Genomic DNA, 15,711 nt, shown 5'->3' on the forward strand with positions numbered 1-15,711 from the left:
GACGCTGGCGTATCACTTCACGGGCACTTTCATTCTGAACAGTTTCTCTGCATTTCGGAACGCAATCTTTTCCTTGTCTTCGCGTGGCAAATCGACTCCGCGGAACCAGTCGGTCTGCTCCTTTATGTCCGCGAACGGGTAGTCGGTTGCGAACATCACTCGATCCACGCTTATGTACTTCAGCAGGAGATCGAGCAGTTCGGTCTGGGGGAATGCGCTGGTTGTGACCCAGAAGTTGTCCTGGAAGTATTGCCCGATGGGCTTTTCGAGCGAGTCTTTGGTTGGCTCGCCCATGTCATTGACGATCCGCTCGTAGTAGAAGGGAAGACCTTCGCCCATGTGGCCGATGATGATTTTCAGTTTGGGGAATCTGTCGAAAACCCCGTACGTGATCATCCGAACGCATTGGGTCAGCACCTCCTGGTGCCAGCCATATCCAGACCCACTGAAAATGTAGTCTTGGTACTCTTTCGTGTATTTAGACCGTGTGGTGCTGTAGTAGATCTTGAAGACCTCGTCAGCTGGATAGCCGGGATGCAGGTAGATCGGCACATCGAGAGCAACGGCACGTGCCAGCACAGGCTCGAAATCGGGATGATCGAGATACTTCTTCGCGATGTGTCCGTTGGTCAGTGCGCCCAAGAAGCCATCTTCCCGAACCGAGCGTTCCAGTTCGTCCGCCGCCGCCTCCGGACTCCGCAAGGGCAAGGTGGCGAAAGCCTTGAAGCGGCCCGGATATTTGGCGATTGGCCCGTCTACAAGTTGCCGGTTAAGGCGATAGGCAAGGTCGATGCCCCTTTGCCCAGGGACATTTTGTACGGAGGGTGTATGAGCAGAGAGGATTTGAACGTTGAGTCCTCCCGCATCCATATCGCCGATGCGGCGTTGGCCTAGATCCGAAAGACCAATTTCCTCAAGGAACGCTATGTGATCCTGATTGATGGAGTTCAGCTTCAACAACGTGGGAGTCGAAAAGGTCTCCTCCGTGCCGATGAAGGGCAGGTCCCGGTCTCGCAATGCAATGTCCGCAGTCTTGTCCGCAGTCTTGTCCGGAGTCTTGTTCCCGTCCGTTGCCGAAACGGCGGCATACGCGGCCAAGCCGGCACCAGCGCCAAGTGCCGTGGAAGCGGCTAGAAAGCCGCGACGTCCCATAGACTTCATGTCAGTCTCTCCTCAGGTGTTTGTGTGGTGCGGTATCCGTGCGGCATCCGTCTGCGAGATGCTTCAGATCGACCCTTCGTCGTTACCAGGCGCGCCCAGGTGTCCACCCACGCCGCGCCCCCCTTCGACCTCGACGCCGGCCGCGCCGGTTCCGCCGAAACACTGCCAGCCGAGACCACGGGTCTTCGCGTCCTGCTCGCGCACCACGGCAGCACCGCCCGACGGCACTGCGTACACGACGGCGTGGTGCGCGATGGCAACGTTCTCCGGTGCGAATTGGGTCCCGGTCAGGAACGCCGTCGTGGTCAGGCCTGGATCGATCACCTGGCACCGGTACCCGTCCGAGCCGCCGCCCTCCGGCGGCGCGGGCGTCTAGGCCTCGGCCATCCTCAGGTCGAGGAACCGCTCGCCGACGCGCAGCGGCTGGGGCGGAACTGACGACCCGCTCGCGTGCGCGCTGTGCGGGCCGGTCGCGGCGGGCGCCGCACTGTTGTCGGCGTGCGACCCGCGGGCGGCGACAGCGAACGCCGTCGCCAGCGCCCTGGTGGCCGCCCCGAACCTCAACCGCCCGGGCGGCGCTTTCCCTGACGGCGCTGCGTCGACTGCCATCACCAGCCTCCTACATACGGGTTGCATCGCTTATCTGGATGCCTACTTCCTACCGAGCGAACCTGAGACGAACGTTAGAACCCGTCCTTAAACCGTCGCGGTGCAGAGGCCGGACGGATGCTCGACGGCCGACGCTGTCGCATATGGCTCTCGTCGCCCCGTGGATCCATGTTGTGTATCGGTGCGAGAATCCCTGAATGCGCTCGACCGATGACACGATGCCGGTCACTCCCTGGCCAGCGGACAGCGAACTGCGTCCCGTTATCGAACAGTTGGCGCAGTTCTACCGTCATGACATGTCGGAGTGAGTTGCCCCGAGTTTCGTAGCGGCCGACCTTGTGTGTTTCAGGCGGCTTTCGGAGTGACCAAAGAACGGTAGTAGGCCGCCTCGAACTCCTCGGGTGGGAGGTAGTCGAGTGCGGAGTGCAGGCGCTCGGTGTTGTACCAGCCGGCCCACCACACGACGGCGCGTTCGACCTGGTCAGCGTCCCGCCAGGGGCCTTGGTGTCGACCTATCTCCTGGGCCGCCGCCCTCGGCAGTTTCGGCTTCACTCTCTTGACAGCGGCGGAACTCCTGTCCTCGCTGGAGGATGCAGACACTTCAGCTCTGTCCAAGGCGGAGTGGCGCCAGATCAAGTACTGGCAGCCCGCGACTCTTGGCGCGGCGATCTTCAACTCGTGGGACTGACGGGTCACTCAACCTGCGATGGCACGCGCTCAAGGTCCGGTGGCGCAGGACAACCGTTCCACTCGTCGGCGCGTACACCGAGGCCCGGCGCTCCAACAGAGACATCATGCCAAGTGCCGTTGTGGAGGCTGCCGTTCGCCTGCCAGGCGGGCGATACGTCCCCCACCGTGATCGTGTGTCTGCACCGCCTGCGCCCCCTCCGCCGACAGGGCCTCCGCCTCCGAACCGATGGCAACGGGCGCGGGCGCGATGGGCCGACCGGCACGCTCTGCCAGGCCTCGGGTGGACCCGGTCCCACGCCTGGGCTTCGGCCTTGCCGTAGTTGGTGGTGTCGGTGACGGTGGTGATCGCCGCCTCGGGCCAGGTCTCGGGGTTGGCGAAGCGGAACTCCTTGCCGTGCATCGGCGGTCGCCCGCCCTGGGGACAGGCCAGGGCGTACTCCTTGATCGAGGGCTTCGGCAGCCGCACCACCCGGTCGCGGCGGATCCGCCCCACCAGCCCGACAGGAGCCCTGATGCGACCCGGCCCGCAGACGAGGGCGCTGTGGGAGATGTTCTCCGACCTGATGGACCTCGACGACGCCCACCGGTACGTCACCGACCCGCTCGCCGGCATGGACGCCCGGTACGACCTGGGCGACGACCACCGGCTCGTCGGCACCCTGTGCCCGGACATGAAGTTGACGCTGGAGCGGCCCGACCCGGACGTCGTCACCGCGGTGACCCGGTCGGCGGACCTGCTGCGTGAGGGTCGTGGGCCCCTGCTCGACCTCGTCGACCGCGCGGAGGCCCGCGACGCCGCGGCCGCGTGGACCGGACGGGTCAACACCGTCACCGCCCGCACGGCCCGGGTGGACGTCGACGCGTTGCTCATCCGGCCCGACGGCTGTGTCGCCCGGGCCTTGCCTACCGGGCAGGACCTCGACGCCACCACGCTGGTTAGTGATTGGCTTGTGGCTGGTGCTGGCGGCGGGCATGGTGCCGCTGAGCGGAAAGCTGAGCTAGGTCACCACCGACAGCGCCGTAGACACCCTGCCGGCCAGTGCCGAGTCCACCAAGGTGGCGGTGCTGGACGACAGTCTCCCCGGCGGTGACAACAACACGTTCGTCTTCGTGTACCACCGCGCCGGCGGCATGACCGACGCCGACCGCGCGACGGTCGAGCGCCACTGCGACACCCTTGCCCAGCGGTACCCGCCGAAGGCGACGGCGGCGGCCGGCGAGGACGACGAGGGCTCACCGACGAGCCCCTCCACCGACCGCAAGGCGATGATGTTCACCCTCGAGGTGAGCACGGCCTACGGCGCACCGGAGGACATCGTCGGCCCGTTGCGTGACGCCGCGAAGGACCGCCCCTCCGGCCTGGAACTAGACGTGACCGGCCCGGGCGCGATCGACGGCGACATGGACGCCGTCTTCGACGGCATCGACGTGCAGGTCCTCCTCACCACCATCGTTGTCGTCACGCTCCTGCTCATCCTCACCTACCGCAGCCCGGTGTTGTGGATCATCCCGCTACTGGCCGTGGGCGCGGCCGCACTGACCGCGATGGGGACCGTCTACCTGCTCGTCAAGGGCTTCGGCATCGTGGTCAACGACCAGAACTCGGCGCTGCTGACGATCCTCGTATTGGGCGTCGGCACGGACTACGCGCTGTTGCTCATCGCTCGATATCGAGAGGCACTGCACCACCATGAGAACGTCCGGGTCGCGATGGTCCACGCGCTACGCGGCGCGGCGCCGGCCATCGTCGCGTCCGCTGCCACCGTGGTCGCCGGCCTGCTCTGCCTGCTCGTCGCGGACCTGAACAGCACCAGCGGGTTGGGCCCGATCGGTGCGGCCGGCATCCTGTGCGCGCTGGTGGCCATGCTGACGCTGTTCCCGGCGGTGCTCGTGGTGCTCGGCAGGCGGATCTTCTGGCCGGCCATCCCGCGGTTCAGCACGGCCGTGGAGGAGAAGCCGGGGCTGTGGGGACGGCTCGGCACCGCCATCAGCCGCCGCCGGTGGGTGGCGACGCTCGGCTCGCTCGGAGTCCTCGGCGTGCTCGCCCTCGGGCTGGCGGGCAACACCGGCGCCCTGCGGGAGCAGGACCAGTTCCTGTCCGCGCCGGAGTCGGTCACCGGCTTCACCGTTCTCCGCCAGCACTTCCCGGAGCTCGGCGGCCAGCCGATGACGGTCTTCACGCGGTCTGCGCACCAGGAGCGGGTGCTGGACATCGTCAAGGACACTCGCGGTGTGGCCCTGGCCATCCCGGAGCAGACCAGCGGTGGCTGGGCCAACATCTCCGTGTTCCCGAAGGACGCGCCGGACACCGTCGCAGAGTACGACACGATCAAGCGGGTGCGCACCGCCGTGCACGCGGTGAGCGGGGCGGAGGCGGTCGTCGGCGGGCCGAGTGCGGAGAACCTCGACACCGAGGTGACCACCAAGCGCGACGAGAAGCTGGTGATCCCGCTGGTGCTCGCCGTCGTCCTGATCGTCCTCGGGCTGCTGCTGCGCGCGATCCTGGCCCCGCTGGTCCTGATGGCCACCGTGATCGTCTCATTCGCCGCAGCCTTCGGCGGCAGCGTGTTCGTCTTCGACACGATCCTCGGGTTCAAGGGTGTCGACTATTCGGTGCCGCTGCTGGCATTCCTGTTCCTGGTGGCGCTCGGCGTCGACTACAACATCTTCCTGGCCAGCCGGGCCCGGGAGGAGACCGTGCGTCTCGGCACCAGAGAGGGCATGCTCAAAGCCCTCTCGGCCACCGGTGGCGTCATCACCTCGGCAGGCCTGGTCCTGGCGGCCACGTTCGCGGTCCTCGTCACCCTTCCCCTGGTGATGCTGATCGAGGTCGGGTTCCTGGTCGCCTTCGGCGTGCTGCTCGACGCCCTGCTGGTGCGGTCGGTCCTGGTGCCCGCCCTCACCTTGCTGATCGGCCGGCGGATATGGTGGCCGAGCCGGCTGTCCCGTCCAGCGGCAAAGCTGCCGGACGGTCAACAGCCGCTCGCCGACGACGAGGAGCCCGTGCTGCAACGGTGAGCGCGGCGGCACGGACGAAATCCGGGACGGGCCTGGGGCCCGTCCCGGATTTTTTCATGGGCCCGACGGTCACCGCCCTTTGGTCCTGCGCCGTGCGGCCGGGGCTGGGGCTGGCGCACCGCGTATCCTGGCCCGGCGGTGAGCCGCGCGGGGCCATGCCCGAGGGCCGCGGTCCCTTGTTCTGCGCCGCGCCGCCGGGGCGGGTCAGCACGCCGCGGTGTCCTCCCCGGCGGTGAGCCGCGCGATCGGGGCGGGCGGGGCCGCGGCCGGAAGGTCGACCCGAAGCAGCGCGCCACCGCGTGCGGAGCGGGCGACGGAGGCCCGGCCGCCGTGGGCGTCGACGACCCGCTGCACGATCGACAGCCCCAGACCGGATCCCGGCAACGCCCGGGCGCTGTCGGCACGGTAGAACCGGTCGAACACCCGCGGTACGTCGGCGGCGTCGATGCCCTGCCCGGCGTCGTCGACCTCGAGCACTACCGACGCGCCCTCGGCACGGAGCCGGACCTGGACCGGCTGGTCCGCGGGGGACCACTTGCCGGCGTTGTCGATGAGGTTGAGCACCGCCCGCTCGAGCGCAGCGGGACGCCCGCTCACCCACACAGAGGTCACGTCGAGCGCGACCTCGATGTCGGGCGTGCGGGAACGTGCCCGGGTCGCGGCGGCCGCCACCACGTCGGCGAGGTCGAGCAGCTCGGTGCTCTCGTCGCTGACGTCACCGCGCGCCAGGTCGGTCAGCTCGGCGACAAGGGTGCTCAACTCGGCCACCTGGGCGCCGAGATCGTTGAGCAGCCGGGTCCGGCTCTCCGCCGGCAGTGCGCTGTCCAGGGTGCCGCGCCGATCCAGCCGGATCAGCAGCTCGACGTTGAGGCGCAGGCTGGTGAGCGGGGTCTTGAGCTCGTGGGCGGCGTCCTCGGCGAGCAGCCGCTGGGCCCGCCGGGAGTCCCGGAGCGCGGCGAGCATGTCGTTGATCGACTGGATCAGCCGCCGTATCTCCCCACCGCCCTCATCCGGGATGTCGGCGTCGAGATCCCGGGTGTCCGCGACACGTACCGCGGCGGCGGTCAGCCGGTCGATCGGTGCCAGACCGGTCCGCGCCACGGTCCGCCCGACAAGGGCGCCGCCGACCACGCAGAGCAGCCCGATCAGCAGCATGCCGAACCCGAACCGGTTGATCGGGCTGTCGTCGGCGACCTGCGCCACCTGGACCGCGCCGTCCTCCGCCCGCAGCGTGTAGATGAGGTAGCCGTCCTCGTCACTGTCGTTGGACTCCATCAGGTCGGCCGACGCGCCCTGCGCCACCCGCTCGGCGTGCTCGCTGACGGGGGGCAGCGCGGGTTGGCCGGTCGGCGTCCGGGTCGAGCCGTCGGGCAGGATGACCCGCACCAGCCGACCGGATCCGGGATACGGCGGTAGCTGGACCTGCGCCAGACCGGCGCGCTGCGCGTTCGTCGCCAGGACGCGGGAGTCGGCGCGCAGCTGATTCTTGGCGCTGTCCTGCAGCTCCCAGCCCAGTAGTTCGCTGGCCACCTGGAAGGCCACGAACACGCTGACCGTGATGGCCGTCGCCGCGATCACCGTCAGCCTGGCCCGCAGGGACCGCCGGCGCCACCATCGGGTCAGACGGCGCGGTTCCCGGCCGGCGGGCCTGCTCACGGAGGAGTCTCCCGCAGCACGTAACCCAGGCCGCGCAGCGTGTAGATCAATCGCGGCTCACCCTCGGCCTCCATCTTGCGGCGCAGGTAGCTCACGTACACCTGGAGGTTGTTGGCGGTGGCGCTCATGTCGAAGCCCCAGATCGCCTCGAACAGCGCGTCGCGGGTCAGGACCCGGGTCGCGTTGCTCATGAGGACCTGCAGGAGGGAGAACTCGGTCCGGGTCAGGCGCAGCGGCCGCCCGCCCCGCCACGCCTCGAACCTGTCGGGATCGAGCCGGACGTCGGCGAACGACAGGATCTGCGACTCCCCGTCGGTCGGCGTGCGCCGGCGCAGCAGGGCCCGCACCCGGGCCAGCAGCTCCTCGGTGGCGAACGGCTTGGGCAGGTAGTCGTCGGCGCCCGCGTCCAGCCCCGTGACCCGGTCGGAGACCTGGTCACGGGCGGTCAGCATCAGCACCGGCAGATCCCGACCCGCGGCCCGCAACCGCCGGCAGGTCTCCAGCCCGCCGAGGCGGGGCATCATCACGTCGAGGATCAGCAGATCCAGCGTGTCGCCGTCGGCCCCAACGACCCCGTCGAGCACGGCGAAACCGTTGGCGACGGTGCTGGTGTCGTAACCCTCGACCTGGAGCACCCGCTCCAGCGACTCACGGATGGCCGCTTCATCATCCGCGATCATGATCCGCACGCCGGCCCGCCCCCTTCCAGTCGATGTTTTTGCCGCTCATTGTCCCCGATCAACCTGAGGCCAGGATTAGAGCGTCGCTGGGTACCGCGCTCTTACGGATACCTGAGAAATGGAACCTACCGTCGGCTCATGAGCAAGGCAGGTCCAGATGACCGGCATCGCACCCGGCAACCAGACAAGTAGATCCTCCGCGCCGGTCACGGGCGCTCGGCGTCCCCAGGTGGCTCCCGCGCCCAACCCTCATCATCCTGCGGCTGCTGCCATTGATCCCGGTGCTCCTGGTGACCGTGCTGAGGCCGCTGTGCTCACCGGCGACGACGGCGCCGTGGCCACGCTGAAGCGCTGCGTCGGCTGAGGGCTATGTCCGCCGGGGCTTCCCGCGGCCCTATCCTGCTACGTGGTTCGGCTGAGGCGCCGCCGGGCTCGGCCGATGAACAGCTGTGTGTTGCGGCGCCGGGTTTGTAGCAGCTACTGCTCGCGGCGCCGCGTCCGGTGGCACGAGACCCCGGCCTTGCCATGGCAGGCGGCCGGGGTCTTGCGGTGCACTTCGTTGACCAGCCGGTTCAACGAGGGCTGGACGGCTGACGTCACGCTGTACCCTCGACAGGCCTAGGCGCCGGTCGAGACCGAGCCCGTCTCGTTTGCCGAGTGCCAGGGCGCACCCGCAGGCGATCATCGGTAGGAGGATCGCGGCGAGCACCGGGATGGGCAGCCGGTCACCGGCCAGGAGGTAAACCCACGTCGACAGCAGCCCGGTCCCCGCAAGGATCGCGACTTGCCTGATGGTCAGGTTCGCCAGGATCTTGTCCGGCATCTCCACGTCGGTCGGGATCGTCGCGACCGGTCGCTCGTTACTTGCGTGTCGCACGGCGTTCTGCCCTTCTAGGAGTACGAGGCACGTCGAGCTGCACGGTGACCTGTGGCTGACCGCGCTTCGCGCGGCGTGACGCGGGCGGTTGCGGCAGGCGTGCGGCGTTCGGCTGCTGGTTGGGGTGGACGGTCGGCCGGTCATGACGGCCCGGCTGCGGGCGGCGATGGGCGATGGGGCCCGGCTGTTCCCTGACGGCCCTGTCCGGCCTGTCAGGACGTGCTAGGCGGCCATGATGGGCACGTCCCGCAGGCTCGCTTCCGTTGCCACCACACCCCTTGGTGGGCGGTCCGGACGGAGGACGAGGGCGGCGCGGTCCACCTGGGCGCGGACCCGGCCCACCAGCACCACCGCCGGGAGGACCACCACTGGGAGGACCACCACTGGGAGGACCGCCTCCAGGAGGACCGCCGGGCCCGCTGCCTCCACCACCGTTGGGCGGCTTCGGCGGTTTGGGACGCCGTGCCGCGCGTGCCGCACCGGCGCGTTTGCCGAGCAGCATGCCCAGCCCGCGATAGACGATCAGGGACTGCACCAGGCGTGAGAGCGTCCGAGGCTTGTTCGCCTGCCAGATCGTCCGTGCGACCCATCCGGGAATCTTGAGCAGTACGAACAGCAGGCACACGGCCATGAGCAGGTCGGCCAGATCTGCCGAGGCCGGGATCCAGAACGTGGCGGCGTTCTCGGCCGGGTTATCGGAGAACAGCAGTTTCAGTGCGGTGACGAGCACGAGTGACTGGCATATCTGGATCATCAGCAGGCCGATGAACGACCGCCACCACAGCCGGGCCAACCCGTCGGTCATCGGCAGCGCGTGGAAGATCAACGCCAGGGGTGCTGCTGCGATCACCACCATGGTGAGCGCGAGCCGGACGAGGTAGGTGAAGACGACCCCGACTGCCAGGATCACCGCGACGAGTGACACGAGCGCGAAGAACACGCCGTGGGTGGCGATCCCCGCCAGGATCGTCACCTTGACGGCCTCGAACACTGACTCTGGATCGATCTGGCCGGCCCCGTCGGCCAGGAACGCATGGCTCAGCCCGTTCACCAGAGTGATCGCGTACCCGATCGCGACCAGACTCAAGTTCGCGGCCAGGAACGCCCACACCAGCCGTGGCAGCAGTTCCCGCGCCGAGCTCTCCCCCGGGAGCGCCTGCCCGACCATGAGCATCACGCCCGCGGCTGTCACCAGCAACACGAAGCAGGTGTTCGCGATCGTCCGCGATACCTCCCACAACTGCTTGGCTCGCGCCATCACCGGAGAGTCCAACTCCGGCGTCGCCAGCACGGTCGACCCGAGCATCTCGAACACCGGCTTGGACGCCGTCTCCACCAGATGCGTGAACCACTCATTGACCGCCCGACGGGCCTCGCAGGCCACGTTGATGAACCCGCACTCCTGCTCCACGGCCGAAGGCGGCGGCGCCGTGCTGGGAGCGGGGGAAGGCGTTGCACTCGGCGTCGGCGATGCGGCGAGTGCGCATCCGCTGAACAGCACCGAGGCGAACGCGGCGGCGAGCGCCAGAAGGACGAGCAGCCCGACCGCCCTTCTGCGCGTGCCGGCCACCTCAGGCCCCCACGATCCGCTGCAAGATCTCCACCAGGACCGGCGCGAGCACCGCCACCCCGTACCCGAGCGCCCCGTACCGCAGCGTCTTCTTGGCGGCCTCGACCTCTCCTGGGTCGCCGCCGGCCAGGATGTAGCGGACGCCCCCGATGGTGAAGAAGAGCGTGGCCAGCCCGACGAGCAGCCCGATCACCACGTTCCGCAGGTTGGTGATGACCTGGTCGAGTGAGGGTGAGGCCAGCCCGGTCATCGCCTCGGCGATCCCTGGCACGGTCAGTGCGGCCGTCGTACATCCGACCGTCCACAGCAACGACGCGACACCACGCCGGGTCCAGCTCACCCCCGCTGGAACCCGGATAACGAACAACGGACAAGGCCGAGACGGCTTCATGACATGGCTCCCAAGAACGAGAAGTCCTGTACGGGCAGCCAGCCGTGATCACTGACCCGGAACGGTCCGGGAAGGGTGTCCTCCTTCGAAGGACGAGGGACGATGGACTCGATGGGAACAGGCGATCGCCCCCGGAACTCCACCCCGAGCCGTGATCACGGCTGACATGGATGAACCACCGACTCAGCCCCCGAAGCTGGAGCCCGGCCCGTCATAACTGACCGAGACTTGACCCTCCTCGATCGCCCGCGCCAACCGCGCCTCCGCCGCCCGCCGGCGCCTGTACAGCCGATCCGCCGGAACCCCCGAGCGCGCCGCGTACGCCCGCAGCGCCTGGCCCTCCAAGCGCGTTGCGTTGATCAGCTTCGCCTCATCCGAAGTGATGACACGGCACCGGACAGCCTCGGCGAGCACCAGAAACGGCTCCCCGGTCATGGCCACCTGCTCAGGCATCTCGCCACACAACTCGACGGAGGCGAGCTCACGCGCTCGAACCTGGAGCGCGCCCTTCCTCGCCCACATCAACAGCCGAGGCAGGATGTTCGGCCGGTCGAGATCGATCCGGCCGAGCTGGGCGACGAAGTTCGTCACCATCTCCGAGACGATGTCGTCGACCACATGCACCGGGCAGCCCTGCGAGGTCCGCGATGCCAGATTCTTCAGCCCCGGCATCGCCACCCCCACACACCCGATCACCCACGCCGGACCATCGCACCGCGAACGCCGCACAAGGTGCGCCCAGACGGCGTCCTTCAGCTCGTCGCCGGCCTGCGGCCCGAGCAGCAGCGTCTTCAGCTCGCCGAGATCGATCAGACGCACGGGTGCCCCATGACCGATGGAGCGCCCGTCCACTGAGAGCGGGCTCGGTCCGGTGACCAGGAGCTGGAATGCTCTGTTTGCCGCGCTCAGGGCGTTGTCGTTGAAGTGCTTCGAGGTCGTGCTGTCCTGCAGTTCGAGGACCATGGAGTCTCCCCGTAGATCGAGCCGGATTGGTCGATCCAGGTCTGGACCACCGGATGGGGAGAACTCGGGGCACCATGGGAAGAAGCGCAGACATCATGAAACTGCCACAGTCACTCCATCAACCGTCTGACCAGGAGTGAAGGACAGATTCCAAGGGCACACGCAAAGATCACACCAAGCACACCGGTCTGTGACTAACCTGCCTGAGTGCGCCCCACCGAGTGAGTCGTCCAAGGTTTTGCCAACCCGTCGTCGTTGCGCATCAGCGACGGGGAGTCAGTGAGGCCTTCGTCCGGTTACAACCCAAGCCGCAAGCGTGATTGCCAGTGTCCAGCGAGCGCCCTAGCTCGCTATTCGCAGTGTGATGGCAGCCCGTCACTGCTGTCGTCGCCCGCTGGGAGGTCGCGGCTCCGCTTCGGTGGCGGATCGTCGGCCGCAGCGCCGTAGCGCTCAAGAGCCTCAAGCACCCTGCTCGGTTGGGTCATATCAGTGCTGCGTTCCAGGTAGATGAGCTGGCGTTGCGTCAGCGTGCGCACTGCCAAGCGGCCCGAGTCCTTGATCACTAGAACGGAGCCGACTAGAACCACCGCCTGCTCGGTACCGTCGAGCGCCTGTATGAGAGTCGCCGCAGCCTGCGCCTGCACGCCATCATTCTGTGCCTGGACGCCGTGCAGTGCCCGTAGTTCGGCGGCCCGGCGCAGCTCTTCGGCGATCTCCTTGGCGTCTGCGGACATCGCCAGGTCCTTGGCCTTCAGGCGGAACCGGCGAAACCATGAGCCCTGTAGCGGCTTGGAATGTGCCGTCACCTCCCACCCGAACGCTTCGCCGAGCTGCCGTAACGCCGCCTCCACCGCCGGTGCGCTGGCCGAGTCGTCCAGATAGGCAAAACCGATCTGGGTACCCCGGGGCTGGAGTGCCTCGCGCAGAGCCGCCAGGACGTCCTCATCTGGCCCCGCCGGCATCGCGTCAAGGGCTGGATCAGGTCCTTCGGTCACTGGCCTGACGTCGGCTAACGCCTGCATGATCAATGCTCGGGAGAACGCATCTTTTAGCGGTTCGGCCGACGGTCGGTGGCCGAAGAAAGTGAGGAAGGCCCGCTCATAGCCGTCGGCAGACTGGGCCTCAGACCAATCCTGAGCTTTCATGAGGTCCATCGACAGGTGCGCTGGGGCGAGCTCCGACAGATGGGTACTCGGTTCCAGCGCCGCTAGGGCATGCTCCACGTTGGGTGAGGCCGGCAGCCCGATCTGACGGGCCACGTAATGCGCGTGGGAGACCTCTGCTCCACCGGCCAGGGATGCGCCTCCGCCTGCCGCACGCGCGTTGAGCCAGGTACTCAGGATGAACCGCCAGCCGCCCGGCGTGATGCGTTTGGCCCCCGATAAGTCGAATACCAGCCAGCGGTTGTTCTGCTCGAGGCTCGCGCCCAGCAACCGTGCAGTCTCCTTGGCCGCGCGGTCGTTGACGACTCCTTGCAGCGCAACCACGATGACCCGGTAGCTGGCCATGATGCTCTCCCTTTGCAGGCGACCTGCATCGAGCATACGCACGACATGTAGGAGGCGTACTGCCATTGGGGCCAGGTGAGATTCACGGATTACCTACTAATCTGCGCTTACGCAGCATCTTTGATCATGTGATCCACGCTCAGCCAGTAGCGCAGAGGCTGCTGCATCAGCGCCAGGATGTTGTTACCGGACACACGTATTCCTACGGTGGCCGAAGACGCGGTGGTCTGTCATGGCCAGACTTGAAGGATGAGCTCGGTTGGTAACCAGTACGCCTTCGTGATTCAGACGAGGGACAAGCTCGACAAGGTCTGGTCAGAGGTCAGGCACTACGGGCCCGGCGACATGGTGCTAGAGCGTGGAGTGGAGGATGACGCTGAAGGAAATCCGCAGGACTTCGGTCACGCAACCTTCGACGCCTACTTGGACCACCTGGTCGCCTCCGCGCCAGAAATCGTGGATGACTACGTTTTCGATGACGAGTACGACACCGAGTGGCGCATTCTGGTGTGGGACGTCCCCGCCACTGAATACAGCCAGTACAGCACTGTCCCCCCGCCTGGCGACCGTCACCGTGGTGGGTACGCGAGGGCCATGGCCCTCGAGAACATCAAACCTCACGCAGTGAGCAGGTGGCCTGGCCGCGTGGTGCGTAGACGGCTTCACGACAAGCGGCGGGCCGCGCAGGAGGATGACGGGACCGCGTCTGGAAAGGACACCTGAAGAACGTCAGCGGTTCCAATCAGCACTGATCAACCGGTGTTTCAGTGCATGGGAACGGGTGGCCGTCACGGGTCACCGTAGATGAGCAAGAACGACGGACCGCGGTCGAAGAGGTCGCGGACGGCTGAGAGACGGTTGGTGCCGCTCTCGGTGTGGCTGTGTTCCGACACCGCACCTGGAGAGCCCGAGGCCAAGGACCGGCCGCGCGTTACCGAGGCGGTATGCGAGCGGCATCGCCAGGCCGTCGGGCGGGAGTTGGCGCGGCATCTGATCGGCGCCTGCACCCGTCCGGGCGAGGTCGTCGCGGACGTCTTCACGACGAGCGAGACGGTTCTCGTCGCGGCGGCGGAGATGGGGCGACTCGGTATCGGGTGTGTTCCGCGCCTGCCGGTCGCGCAGCATCTCGTCGGCCGACTGCGGCGGGATCTTGCGGCGGATCAGCGGGCTGCGGTGAGGTTGCGTCCGCACGGCCCGGGTGAGCTTCGGGAAGCGCTGCTCGGCCTGGAAGGTCGGGTTGAGCTGTTGATCGCGGCTCTTCCTCCGTATCCGGAATTCGGACGGCCGACCGGTTCGACGACGGGAAGCTCCTGTCCCGTGTGCCGGGCGGAGCAGCCGACGCTCGGCATGCTGCAACTGGGCAGGTTTCTGGAGGATGCGCGGCAGGTCCTCGCACCGGATGGCCACTTGGCGGTGATCACGACCGCCAGGTATGAGCGGGGCAGGCTGGTGGATCAGGCACCGGGGATCATCCAGCGTGCGGCGCGGGCCGGGCTCACCTACCTCCAGCACGTCATCGCGTTGCGGGTCCCGATTCAAGGCGATGCGCTCGTCGTGCAGCTAGGGCCGGCGGAACTGGCGCAGCTTCGCTGTGCTCAGTCTGCGGAGCTGCCGCCGGTGGTGTCGGTGCATGCGGACGTGTGCCTGTTCACCCGCACCGCCGGAGGTGCTCGTTGAACGAGAACGTTCTGTCGTCGGTGCTGGTCACGGGCCAGCTGCAGTCGCGGGTTCAGCGGCGCGGCCGTTACGTGGCGGAGTCGATGAGGCATCCGGGCAAGATGCTCCCGTCCATCGCCGCCCAGGTGATCTCCGCGTTCAGCGAGCCAGGCGAGCTGGCGGTGGATCCGATGTGCGGGATCGGGACCACCTTGGTGGAGGCGGTGCATCTGGGGCGGGACGCGGTTGGGATGGAGTACGAGGGGGACTTCACGGGTCTCACCGCGGCGAACATCCAGCACGCCCGCTCTCAGGGGGCGACGGGGAGTGCTCGGGTGGCCTGCGGGGACGCGAGGAACATCGCGACCGTGTTCGCCGACTTGTGGGGCAAGGCCGCGCTGGTGCTGACCTCTCCGCCGTACGGAGCGCAGACGCATGGGCATGTCCGCTCTGGCAGCCGGGACGGTGGCGGGCCGGTCGAGAAGTGGAACCACCGTTACTCCACGGATAAGGGCAACCTCGCCCACCGGCGGCTGCCGGAGCTGATGGAGGGCTTCGGGCGGATCCTCGAAGGATGTGGCGAACTGCTGCGGCCGGGTGGTGTGGTGGCGATCACCGTTCGGCCGATCCGGGTCGACGGGCAGCTCGTCGACCTTCCCGGCCAGGTCATGGCGACGGCGGAGGAGGCCGGTCTGGTGCTCACCCACCGTCTGGTGGCGTTGCTGTGTGGGCTGCGCGATGGCGGGCTGGTGAACCGGGCGTCGTTCTTCCAGATGTTGGAAGCCTGGCGGAGCCAGGAGAAAGGGCTGGCGGTGTGTGCCGCGGCACACGAAGACCTGCTCGTTCTGCGGAAACGAGGCGGTGGGGCTTGATGGCCGCATCCGCTGCCGGCACGACGCGGGGGCAGGGCTGCTCCTCGTTTTCCACAGGCT

General features: G+C 67.6%; 17 protein-coding genes. 5 read left to right on the plus strand and 12 right to left on the minus strand.

Annotation, left to right across the window (positions count from 1 at the left end):
* Nucleotides 1-12 precede the first annotated feature (12 nt).
* From ACIBQX_RS39650 to ACIBQX_RS39670, 5 genes are all read right to left on the minus strand, one after another.
* Nucleotides 13-1,161, minus strand: a complete 1,149-nt coding sequence (locus tag ACIBQX_RS39650) for an amidohydrolase family protein (RefSeq protein WP_397013872.1) — start codon at nt 1,159-1,161, stop codon at nt 13-15.
* A gap of 63 nt (nt 1,162-1,224) precedes the next feature.
* Nucleotides 1,225-1,485: a hypothetical protein gene (locus tag ACIBQX_RS39655; RefSeq protein ID WP_397013874.1), complete on the minus strand. Its 261-nt coding sequence runs from the start codon at nt 1,483-1,485 to the stop codon at nt 1,225-1,227.
* A 48-nt stretch (nt 1,486-1,533) separates the two neighbouring features.
* The gene (locus tag ACIBQX_RS39660; protein WP_055609459.1) at nt 1,534-1,770 is read right to left on the minus strand and encodes a hypothetical protein; all 237 of its coding nucleotides are present in this window, start codon (nt 1,768-1,770) and stop codon (nt 1,534-1,536) included.
* Between the two features lie 345 nt (nt 1,771-2,115).
* Complete coding sequence (locus ACIBQX_RS39665) at nt 2,116-2,322, minus strand: integrase core domain-containing protein (RefSeq protein ID WP_397013876.1); 207 nt, start codon at nt 2,320-2,322, stop codon at nt 2,116-2,118.
* A gap of 49 nt (nt 2,323-2,371) precedes the next feature.
* On the minus strand, nt 2,372-2,905 hold the full coding sequence (locus tag ACIBQX_RS39670; RefSeq protein ID WP_397014092.1) for a hypothetical protein: 534 nt from the start codon (nt 2,903-2,905) through the stop codon (nt 2,372-2,374).
* Between ACIBQX_RS39670 and ACIBQX_RS39675 the strand changes: the two genes are divergently transcribed.
* Both ACIBQX_RS39675 and ACIBQX_RS39680 read left to right on the plus strand, forming a co-directional pair.
* A complete protein-coding gene (locus tag ACIBQX_RS39675) occupies nt 2,793-3,551 on the plus strand; it encodes a hypothetical protein (protein WP_397013878.1) in 759 nt (252 codons plus the stop codon). The two genes, ACIBQX_RS39670 and ACIBQX_RS39675, sit on opposite strands and share 113 nt — an antisense overlap.
* Nucleotides 3,523-5,478: an MMPL family transporter gene (locus ACIBQX_RS39680; protein ID WP_397013880.1), complete on the plus strand. Its 1,956-nt coding sequence runs from the start codon at nt 3,523-3,525 to the stop codon at nt 5,476-5,478. The genes ACIBQX_RS39675 and ACIBQX_RS39680 overlap by 29 nt, the downstream gene beginning before the upstream one ends.
* Nucleotides 5,479-5,682: 204 nt before the next feature.
* On the opposite strand, the gene ACIBQX_RS39685 is transcribed toward ACIBQX_RS39680, so the two are convergent.
* The 7 genes from ACIBQX_RS39685 to ACIBQX_RS39715 form a co-directional block, all read right to left on the minus strand.
* The gene (locus ACIBQX_RS39685) at nt 5,683-7,134 is read right to left on the minus strand and encodes an ATP-binding protein (RefSeq protein WP_397013882.1); all 1,452 of its coding nucleotides are present in this window, start codon (nt 7,132-7,134) and stop codon (nt 5,683-5,685) included.
* Entirely contained in the window at nt 7,131-7,823 is a 693-nt protein-coding gene (locus ACIBQX_RS39690) for a response regulator transcription factor (RefSeq protein ID WP_364527272.1), read from the minus strand. The genes ACIBQX_RS39685 and ACIBQX_RS39690 overlap by 4 nt, the downstream gene beginning before the upstream one ends.
* Nucleotides 7,824-8,208: 385 nt before the next feature.
* Nucleotides 8,209-8,691 (minus strand): PrgI family protein, encoded by a 483-nt coding sequence (locus tag ACIBQX_RS39695; protein WP_397013885.1) that lies wholly within the window; start codon nt 8,689-8,691, stop codon nt 8,209-8,211.
* A complete protein-coding gene (locus tag ACIBQX_RS39700; RefSeq protein WP_397013886.1) occupies nt 8,675-10,261 on the minus strand; it encodes a hypothetical protein in 1,587 nt (528 codons plus the stop codon). Before ACIBQX_RS39700 ends, ACIBQX_RS39695 begins: the two co-directional genes overlap by 17 nt.
* Nucleotide 10,262: 1 nt before the next feature.
* A complete protein-coding gene (locus ACIBQX_RS39705; RefSeq protein ID WP_397013887.1) occupies nt 10,263-10,571 on the minus strand; it encodes a pilin in 309 nt (102 codons plus the stop codon).
* A 264-nt stretch (nt 10,572-10,835) separates the two neighbouring features.
* The gene (locus ACIBQX_RS39710) at nt 10,836-11,615 is read right to left on the minus strand and encodes a hypothetical protein (RefSeq protein WP_397013888.1); all 780 of its coding nucleotides are present in this window, start codon (nt 11,613-11,615) and stop codon (nt 10,836-10,838) included.
* Between the two features lie 350 nt (nt 11,616-11,965).
* On the minus strand, nt 11,966-13,123 hold the full coding sequence (locus ACIBQX_RS39715) for a hypothetical protein (protein WP_397013889.1): 1,158 nt from the start codon (nt 13,121-13,123) through the stop codon (nt 11,966-11,968).
* Between the two features lie 249 nt (nt 13,124-13,372).
* Between ACIBQX_RS39715 and ACIBQX_RS39720 the strand changes: the two genes are divergently transcribed.
* The 3 genes from ACIBQX_RS39720 (at nt 13,373) to ACIBQX_RS39730 (ending at nt 15,651) form a co-directional block, all read left to right on the plus strand.
* Nucleotides 13,373-13,846, plus strand: a complete 474-nt coding sequence (locus ACIBQX_RS39720; RefSeq protein WP_397013891.1) for a hypothetical protein — start codon at nt 13,373-13,375, stop codon at nt 13,844-13,846.
* An 81-nt stretch (nt 13,847-13,927) separates the two neighbouring features.
* Nucleotides 13,928-14,800, plus strand: a complete 873-nt coding sequence (locus ACIBQX_RS39725; protein ID WP_397013893.1) for a DNA methyltransferase — start codon at nt 13,928-13,930, stop codon at nt 14,798-14,800.
* Nucleotides 14,797-15,651, plus strand: coding sequence for a TRM11 family SAM-dependent methyltransferase (locus tag ACIBQX_RS39730; RefSeq protein WP_397013895.1), 855 nt, complete (start codon nt 14,797-14,799; stop codon nt 15,649-15,651). The genes ACIBQX_RS39725 and ACIBQX_RS39730 overlap by 4 nt, the downstream gene beginning before the upstream one ends.
* Nucleotides 15,652-15,711 lie beyond the last annotated feature (60 nt).

The sequence above is a fragment of the Nonomuraea sp. NPDC049714 genome, from assembly GCF_044465295.1.
GTDB lineage: Bacteria > Actinomycetota > Actinomycetes > Streptosporangiales > Streptosporangiaceae > Nonomuraea.